Source organism: Aeromicrobium sp. REDSEA-S32_B7 (assembly GCF_001626145.1).
Taxonomy (GTDB): domain Bacteria; phylum Actinomycetota; class Actinomycetes; order Propionibacteriales; family Nocardioidaceae; genus Aeromicrobium; species Aeromicrobium erythreum.
On record NZ_LUNF01000098.1, the window covers coordinates 1 to 3,015 of the forward strand.

The window sequence follows — 3,015 nt, forward strand, 5'->3', positions numbered from 1 at the left end:
GTGTAGGTGCGGTCGCGGCCGCCGCCCGAGCCGGCCACGTCGACGACGGCTGCCGTGCGGAACGTGCCGGCCCCGGTCTGCGGGAACGTCGTGGGCTCCACCTCGGCCGTGCGGCGCGCGCCCTGCGACGAGCGCGGGGAGGGCGACGGCGTCGCCGACGGGGTGACGGTGGGCAGCGCGGCCTCGAGACCCCAGGTCGACGCGGTGTCCTCGGTCGCCACCCGCTCCTCGGGCGACGGCCGGACCGCCGAGAGCACCACCACGACGAGCGTCACGAGCAGCGACGCGGCGAGTGCGGCCACGCGTCCGCGACGCACGGTGCGGGCACGCGAGACCCGGTGCCGCCCGGCCGCGTCAGGGTGGGGGCGACGCGGGGGTCCGGGATCACGCTGCGTCACCCGTCCAGCCTACGCGGGGATACGCTGGCCGCGTCGGCTGCCGCAGGGTGGCCAGCCACCGCAGCAGGAGGGCCGGACCACCATGAGCAACACCGAGACCTCGCCCGACGAGATGGTCTGCGGCGCGGACGCGCCGGCCGGTCTGCAGGTGCTCACGCCGCGCGACGTGCCGCTCGGCGGACCCCGCGCGATGACGGTCCGGCGCACGCTCCCCCAGCGCGAGCGGTCGCTCGTGGGCGCCTGGTGCTTCCTCGACCACTACGGTCCCGACGACGTGTCCGAGACCGGCGGCATGGACGTGCCGCCGCACCCGCACACCGGGCTGCAGACCGTCAGCTGGCTGTTCTCGGGCACCGTCGAGCACCGCGACAGCGCCGGCTTCCACGCCGACGTGCGGCCCGGCGAGCTGAACCTCATGACGTCCGGACGCGGGATCAGTCACTCCGAGCGGTCCACCGCCGACACCACCGTGCTGCACGGCGCCCAGCTCTGGGTGGCGCTGCCGCAGCACGCCCGCTTCGTCGAGAAGACCTTCGAGCACTACGCGCCGCCGACCGTCGACGGCCGCACCGCGGAGGGCGCGTGGTCGGCGCAGGTCTTCCTCGGCAGCCTGCTCGGATCGACCTCCCCCGTCGTCACGCACACGCCGCTGCTCGGCGCGGAGCTGCGCCTCGACCGCGGCACCGTCCTCGAGCTCGACGTCGACCCGACCTTCGAGCACGGCGTGCTCGTCGACACCGGCGCCGTGCTGGCCGACGCCGACCCCGTCGCGAAGGACGAGCTCGGCTACCTGGCGCCGGGTCGCGACCGCATCACCCTGCGGGCGACCGAGGACAGCCGGGTCCTGCTCATCGGCGGGCCGCCGTTCGGGGAGCAGATCGTCATGTGGTGGAACTTCGTCGGCCGCAGCCACGACGACGTCGTCGAGTACCGCGCGGCCTGGCAGGCCGAGATCGACGGCAAGCAGGCCGGCGACGGCTCCGACGGACCGTTCGGGCTGCCCGAGGGCGACTCGGAGGCCCCGCTGCCGGCACCCGCCCTCCCGAACGCCCGCATCCGACCGCGCGGCTGACCGCGCACCCGACGAGAGGACCCTCGATGAGCCTGCCCCCCACCGAGCACCGCGACGACGAGGGACGCGTGGTCGTCGTCCGCCACGCCCCCGAGCAACAGCGCTACGAGCTCCTCGACGACGGCACCGTCATCGGCCACGCCGACTACCGCGACCTGGAGGGGAACGGCGCGGGCGCGCAGCGCGACTTCCTGCACACCGAGGTCGACGAGGCGTACGGCGGACGCGGCCTCGCGTCGGTGCTCGTCGCCTACGCACTCGACGACGTCCGCGCGTCGGACCTGCGGATCGTCCCGCACTGCCCCTACGTCGCGAGCTGGCTCCGCAAGCACGAGGGCAGGTTCGACGACCTCGTCGACTGGCCCGCCTGACCGGCCGGTCGGTCGACGCTCAGGTCTCGGCGATCTCGCGGCGCACGTCGTCCATCGAGCGGCCGCGGAAGCGACGGAAGCTGTAGACGATGGTCGCCAGGGCGATCAGCCCCGACACGATGAGCGTGGCCCCCGTGCCCCAGCCGCCCAGCAGCCACCACGAGTCGCGCAGCGGCCACCAGTCGGGCGCGGGAGGCTGCAGGCCCCACACGACGCCGAGGCCGACCAGCCAGACCACGCCGGCCAGCGAGGCGAGGATGCGCGGCCACGTCTGCACGCCCTGGGCGGCCGTGCGCAGGGCGGCGTCCTTGACCGGCTCCACGCGACGCCGTGCCCACTCGTAGCGCTGGGACAGCAGGGCGAGCCCGCCGAACAACAGGAGCAGTCCCGGCCCGGGCAGGAAGATGGCGGCGATGCCGAGCAGGACCATGACCCAGCCGAGGATCTCCAGCGCGATGGTCTTGCCGTGGTGGATGACGCCCATGTCGTCCTCTCGTCGTCGGTCGCCAGAGCCTACCGAGCGAGGGGAAACATCGGTCAACGCTTCTTCAGGACCAGCTGCGCGACGTAGATGATCGCCAGGATGACGAGGATGATCAGGAGGATGCGCATGGTGGGCCCCTTCGCCGGACGCGCGGGTCGCGTCGGTGCCTGAACGGTAGGTCCAGCCGCGCCCGTCCGCACCCCGAGCAGGTGTCCGCGCGACCCGATAGCGTCGTGGTGTCCGCACGTCAGCACCAGGAGGACCGCATGCCGCAGACCGTCAAGGCCGTCGTCGCCCGCAGCAAGGGTGCGCACAGGAACCTGACGCAGATTGACCCCAACAGCAGCACCCCCTTCAAATCAGGCGTCTACAGAGCGGTTGTCGCCTGTGGCGTGCTTGGTACCGGCGCGGCACCGGCCTCCGTTTTTGGGCATTTGATGCATGGGCTGAACCGAGGCGATCTGCTGGCATTTTCTCTGAACGATCATGCGCTTGCCGATCCCAGCTACATCGGTGCGATGAATGAATGGCTTGATTGCGGGGCGGCCCGGTTGCTATTCAAGGAAAATGGCCCGCACCTACCGGGCCTCGACTTGAACGCTGACGTCTATGTGATTGAAAAAGTGTGACCTTTACCACTCGTTTTGCTCCGTCTCCGACGGGGCCACTGCATCTCGGACATGCCTATTC

At 71.7% G+C, this 3,015-nt stretch carries 6 protein-coding genes; 4 read left to right on the forward strand and 2 right to left on the reverse strand.

Annotation, left to right across the window (positions count from 1 at the left end; all coding sequences use genetic code 11):
* A partial coding sequence (locus A6Q79_RS07225) for a hypothetical protein (RefSeq protein WP_317697417.1) occupies positions 1–398 on the reverse strand: 398 nt, incomplete at its 3' end.
* An 82-nt stretch (positions 399–480) separates the two neighbouring features.
* On the opposite strand from A6Q79_RS07225, the gene A6Q79_RS07230 reads away from it, so the two are divergent.
* Together A6Q79_RS07230 and A6Q79_RS07235 are read left to right on the forward strand one after the other, a co-directional pair.
* The gene (locus A6Q79_RS07230; RefSeq protein ID WP_286689565.1) at positions 481–1,470 is read left to right on the forward strand and encodes a pirin family protein; all 990 of its coding nucleotides are present in this window, start codon (positions 481–483) and stop codon (positions 1,468–1,470) included.
* Positions 1,471–1,496: 26 nt separating this feature from the next.
* A complete protein-coding gene (locus A6Q79_RS07235) occupies positions 1,497–1,841 on the forward strand; it encodes a GNAT family N-acetyltransferase (RefSeq protein ID WP_286689564.1) in 345 nt (114 codons plus the stop codon).
* Positions 1,842–1,860: 19 nt separating this feature from the next.
* Here the strand turns inward: A6Q79_RS07235 and A6Q79_RS07240 are convergent, their stop codons facing one another.
* Positions 1,861–2,325 (reverse strand): PGPGW domain-containing protein, encoded by a 465-nt coding sequence (locus A6Q79_RS07240; RefSeq protein ID WP_067853026.1) that lies wholly within the window; start codon positions 2,323–2,325, stop codon positions 1,861–1,863.
* A gap of 266 nt (positions 2,326–2,591) precedes the next feature.
* Between A6Q79_RS07240 and A6Q79_RS07245 the strand changes: the two genes are divergently transcribed.
* The gene (locus A6Q79_RS07245) at positions 2,592–2,954 is read left to right on the forward strand and encodes a hypothetical protein (RefSeq protein WP_317697422.1); all 363 of its coding nucleotides are present in this window, start codon (positions 2,592–2,594) and stop codon (positions 2,952–2,954) included.
* The coding region (locus A6Q79_RS18585; protein WP_369037995.1) for a glutamate--tRNA ligase family protein at positions 2,951–3,015 on the forward strand (65 nt) is incomplete at its 3' end. The genes A6Q79_RS07245 and A6Q79_RS18585, both read left to right, overlap by 4 nt.

Bases quoted from the DNA above. Each gene is read 5' to 3' on its own strand.
- A6Q79_RS07230 (WP_286689565.1), top strand. From the start codon at position 481: ATGAGCAACACCGAGACCTCGCCCGACGAGATGGTCTGCGGCGCGGAC.
- A6Q79_RS07245 (WP_317697422.1), top strand. From the start codon at position 2,592: ATGCCGCAGACCGTCAAGGCCGTCGTCGCCCGCAGCAAGGGTGCGCAC.
- A6Q79_RS07240 (WP_067853026.1), bottom strand. From the start codon at position 2,325: ATGGGCGTCATCCACCACGGCAAGACCATCGCGCTGGAGATCCTCGGC.
- A6Q79_RS07235 (WP_286689564.1), top strand. From the start codon at position 1,497: ATGAGCCTGCCCCCCACCGAGCACCGCGACGACGAGGGACGCGTGGTC.